Annotated in this window: 3 rRNA genes; all 3 read right to left on the minus strand. The window is 59.4% G+C overall.

Annotated elements, in window-relative coordinates:
* Window positions 1-57: 57 nt before the first annotated feature.
* Window positions 58-174 (minus strand): 5S ribosomal RNA (rrf, locus tag PT282_RS07505).
* A gap of 169 nt (window positions 175-343) precedes the next feature.
* Window positions 344-3,410: ribosomal RNA gene (locus tag PT282_RS07510) — 23S ribosomal RNA — on the minus strand.
* A gap of 413 nt (window positions 3,411-3,823) precedes the next feature.
* Window positions 3,824-5,256: ribosomal RNA gene (locus PT282_RS07515) — 16S ribosomal RNA — on the minus strand; the annotation flags it as partial.

Here is a 5,256-nt window from a genome sequence, read left to right on the forward strand (position 1 = left end):
TGCGAAGGACCCCATGGGAGCCGTAAGGCTCGACCATGGGGTCCTTCCTGGAGTGTGATGCGGCGGCGGGCTACTCTCCCACACCCTTCCGGGTGCAGTACCATCGCCGTGCCAGGCCTTAGCTTCCGGGTTCGGAATGGGACCGGGCGTCTCCCCTGGGCTATGGCCGCCGCAAATCTTATGTTATGCGCGATCCCGGGGGACCGTGGGAATGTGGCGGCTCGGGAACCGGAAAGCGGACGCGGATAGATGCATGTATCGCAATGTGTCGTTCCAAGCGCTAGTGTCGCCCTGGACCTTGATCGCAGAAGATGCCTCACGGATCCCACCACGAGGATGGGATTGTGTGATTGCCTTTCGGCCATTAGTACCGGTCAGCTCCACCCCTCGCGGGGCTTCCACGTCCGGCCTATCGACCAGGTGTTCTAACCTGGGGCCTACAGGGGGTCAAAGCCCCCAAGGAATACTGATCTCGGAGCAGGCTTCCCGCTTAGATGCTTTCAGCGGTTATCCCTTCCGAACGTAGCCAACCGGCCGTGCCACTGGCGTGACAACCGGCATACCAGAGGTTCGTCCACCCAGGTCCTCTCGTACTATGGGCAGGTCTCCTCAATATTCCAACGAGCGCAGAGGATAGAGACCAAACTGTCTCACGACGTTCTGAACCCAGCTCGCGTGCCGCTTTAATCGGCGAACGGCCGAACCCTTGGGACCTGCTACAGCCCCAGGATGCGACGAGCCGACATCGAGGTGCCAAACCATCCCGTCGATATGGACTCTTGGGAATGATCAGCCTGTTATCCCCGGGGTACCTTTTATCCGTTGAGCGATGCCGCGCCCGTGCGCCGGCACCGGATCACTATCTCCGACTTTCGTCCCTGCTCGACCCGTCAGTCTCACAGTCAAGCCCGCTTGTGCGATTGCACTCGACACCCGATTGCCAACCGGGCTGAGCGGACCTTTGAGCGCCTCCGTTATCCTTTGGGAGGCAACCGCCCCAGTTAAACTACCCGCCAGGCACTGTCCCTGACAAGGATGACTTGTCGAGGTTAGACACCAGATCCGGACAGAGCGGTATTTCACCTTTCGGCTCAACGATGGCTGGCGCCACCGCATCGAAGCCTCCCGCCTATGCTACACAGTCCGGACCTAATGACAATACCAAGGTATAGTAAAGGTCCCGGGGTCTTTTCGTCCTTCTGCGCTTAACGAGCATCTTTACTCGTACTGCAATTTCGCCGAGCTCCTGGTCGAGACAGTGGGGAAGTCGTTACGCCATTCGTGCAGGTCGGAACTTACCCGACAAGGAATTTCGCTACCTTAGGATGGTTATAGTTACCACCGCCGTTTACCGGGGCTTGAATTCACCGCTGCCCCCACCGAAGTGGGATGACGGATCCTCTTAACCTTCCGGCACCGGGCAGGCGTCAGTGCATATACAGCGGCTTGCGCCTTCGCATGCACCTGTGTTTTTGGTAAACAGTCGCTACCCCCTGGTCTGTGCCACCCACCACAGCTCCGGGCGCGAAGCCCCTCACCACAGTGGGTCTCCCTTATACCGAAGGCACGGGAGTGATTTGCCGAGTTCCTTGACCAGGATTCGCTCGATCGCCTTGGTATTCTCTACCTGACCACCTGTGTCGGTTTGCGGTACGGGCGCCGCAAGCCCTCACGCCGAAGCTTTTCTCGGCGACGGGAACCACCGGATTCGGCCCCAACGGGCCCCACCATCGCGCCTCGCCCTATAGCACCGCGGATTTGCCTACGGTGCGGGCTGCACGCTTGGCCACGGACTACCACCGCCGCGGCCGGCTCTCCCATCGCGTCACTCCTGCGCTGACCTACCGGAAGGTCTGTCCCAACCACACCACGTCCGCCAACCCGAAGGAAGGCATCGGTGGAGCGGGAGGTTAGTACCCGACTTTCGGTCCTGTCGGTCTTGCGCCGGTACGGGAATATCAACCCGTTCATCCATTCGACTACGCCTGTCGGCCTCGCCTTAGGACCCGACTCACCCGGGGACGATGAACGTGGCCCCGGAACCCTTGGTCATCCAGCGGACGGGATCCTCACCCGCCTTTCGCTACTCATGTCTGCATTCTCGCTTCCGCCCGGTCCACGGCCAGCTCACGCTGCCGCTTCGCCCCAGGACGGAACGCTCTCCTACCCAGTAATAATACTGCCGCGTCTTCGGTGGCGTGCTTGAGCCCCGCTACATTGTCGGCGCGGAACCACTAGACCAGTGAGCTGTTACGCACTCTTTCAAGGGTGGCTGCTTCTGAGCCAACCTCCTGGCTGTCTATGCGACTCCACATCCTTTCCCACTTAGCACACGCTTGGGGACCTTAGACGACGGTCTGGGCTGTTTCCCTTTCGACGACGGAGCTTATCCCCCGCCGACTCACTGCCGCGGTAAACCCCACGGGTATTCGGAGTTTGGTTGCTGTCGGTATCCTGTACGGACCCTCAAGCATCCAGTAGCTCTACCCCCCGGGGGCAGTTACGCGACGCTGCACCTAAATGCATTTCGGAGAGAACCAGCTATCACGGAATTTGATTGGCCTTTCACCCCTAGCCCCAAGTCATCCCCCCAGTTTTCAACCTAGGTGGGTGCGGTCCTCCACGCGGTCTTACCCGCGCTTCAACCTGCTCAGGGCTAGATCATCCCGCTTCGGGTCCAGGACAAGCGACTCAAACGCCTTTTAAGACTCGCCTTCGCTACGGCTCCCCCACGACGGGTTAGCCTCGCCACTTGCCACTGACTCGCAGACTCATTTTTCGATAGGCACGCCGTCACCCCACAAGGAGGCTCCGACGGTTCGTAGGCGCATGGTTTCAGAAACTGTTTCATTCCCCTCCCGGGGTGCTTTTCACCTTTCCCTCACGGTACTCGTTCACTATCGGTCAGACAGGTATATTTAGGCTTACCCAACGGTCTGGGCGGATTCACACCGGATTCCACGAGTCCGGTGCTACTTGGGAACACCCATCGGAAGGAAGCGCGGGACCGGCTACGGGGCCATCACCCTCTACGGCCGGGAATTCAATCCCGTTCGCCTCACACGCTTCTTTCTCACTCCCGCCGGCCCCATCGGAGACCGGACAGGATGTCCCACTACACCGGCCGCGCAACGCCCGACGGCTATCACACGCGACCGGTTTGGCCTGATCCGCTTTCGCTCGCCACTACTCACGGAATATCTTTTCCTGCAGGTACTGAGATGTTTCACTTCCCTGCGTACCCCCCGCGCGAACGCGGTGCCAGCCCATGACGGCTGGCGGGTCCCCCCATTCGGAAATCCTCGGATCAAAGCCCTGTCGGCGGCTCCCCGAGGCCTATCGCGGCCCCACACGTCCTTCATCGGTACTGTCTGCCAAGGCATCCACCATACGCCCTTACCAGCAACACACACCCACACAGGCATGCATGCCGCAAGGACCAATGCGAAAAAAATCCTGGACAACACATCATCACACTATAGAATGATCACAAAACGATCGACCAAATCCCCGGATTCAAAAGAATCGGAGACCGGTCTGAAAAATTGCATCTAACAAAACAAGAGTAAAAACTCTTGCTCGCGTCCACTATCCAGTTCTCAAGCCACCACGCACGACCACATCAAGCGCCCCATCCGGGAACGCCATCCATGGAAGGCAACGGAACGCACCCTCAAACGAGGGGGTGGCGATCCGGGAGCCCAAAAGCATGCCCATACCACTCGACTTCAATGATCTCTTCCACACCAGCAGGACCACACGAAGGGAACATCCCAACGCGGTCCGACACCGGATGCCAGACAGCATCCTGAATTCTCCGTAGAAAGGAGGTGATCCAGCCGCACCTTCCGGTACGGCTACCTTGTTACGACTTAGTCCCAATCACGAGTCTCACCTTAGACGGCTCCATCCACAAGGGTTAGGACACCGGCTTCGGGTGCTACCCACTTTCATGACTTGACGGGCGGTGTGTACAAGGCCCGGGAACGCATTCACCGCGGCGTTGCTGATCCGCGATTACTAGCGACTCCGCCTTCATGGAGTCGGGTTGCAGACTCCAATCCGAACTGAGACCGGTTTTAAGGGATCCGCTCCACGTCACCGTGTCGCATCCCGTTGTACCGGCCATTGTAGCATGCGTGAAGCCCTGGACGTAAGGGGCATGATGATCTGACGTCATCCCCACCTTCCTCCGAGTTGACCCCGGCGGTCCCTCGTGAGTTCCCGGCATGACCCGCTGGCAACACGAGGCGAGGGTTGCGCTCGTTGCGGGACTTAACCCAACATCTCACGACACGAGCTGACGACGACCATGCACCACCTGTGAACCGGCCCCGAAGGGAAACCCCATCTCTGAGGCGATCCGGAACATGTCAAGCCCAGGTAAGGTTCTTCGCGTTGCATCGAATTAATCCGCATGCTCCGCCGCTTGTGCGGGCCCCCGTCAATTTCTTTGAGTTTTAGCCTTGCGGCCGTACTCCCCAGGCGGGATGCTTAACGCGTTAGCTCCGACGCGGAACCCGTGGAATGGGCCCCACATCCAGCATCCACCGTTTACGGCGTGGACTACCAGGGTATCTAATCCTGTTCGCTCCCCACGCTTTCGCTCCTCAGCGTCAGTGACGGCCCAGAGACCTGCCTTCGCCATTGGTGTTCTTCCCGATATCTACACATTCCACCGTTACACCGGGAATTCCAGTCTCCCCTACCGCACTCAAGCCCGCCCGTATCCGGCGCAGACCCATCGTTAAGCGATGGGCTTTCACACCAGACGCGACGAACCGCCTACGAGCTCTTTACGCCCAATAAATCCGGATAACGCTTGCGCCCTACGTATTACCGCGGCTGCTGGCACGTAGTTAGCCGGCGCTTATTCGAAGGGTACACTCACTCTCGCTTGCTCCCCAACAAAAGCGGTTTACAACCCGAAGGCCTTCATCCCGCACGCGGCGTCGCTGCATCAGGGTTCCCCCCATTGTGCAATATTCCCCACTGCTGCCTCCCGTAGGAGTCTGGGCCGTATCTCAGTCCCAATGAGGCCGGTCGCCCTCTCAGGCCGGCTACCCGTCGACGCCTTGGTGGGCCGTTGCCCCGCCAACAAGCTGATAGGACGTGACCCCATCCCATGTCGGTAACCCTTTCCCGCGATCACATGTGATCACGCGGAACATCCGGCATTACCACCCGTTTCCAGGAGCTATTCCGGAACATGGGGCAGGTTGGTCACGCATTACTCTCCCGTTCGCCACTCTCACC

It is taken from the genome of Bifidobacterium sp. ESL0763 (assembly GCF_029433395.1).
Taxonomy (GTDB): domain Bacteria; phylum Actinomycetota; class Actinomycetes; order Actinomycetales; family Bifidobacteriaceae; genus Bifidobacterium.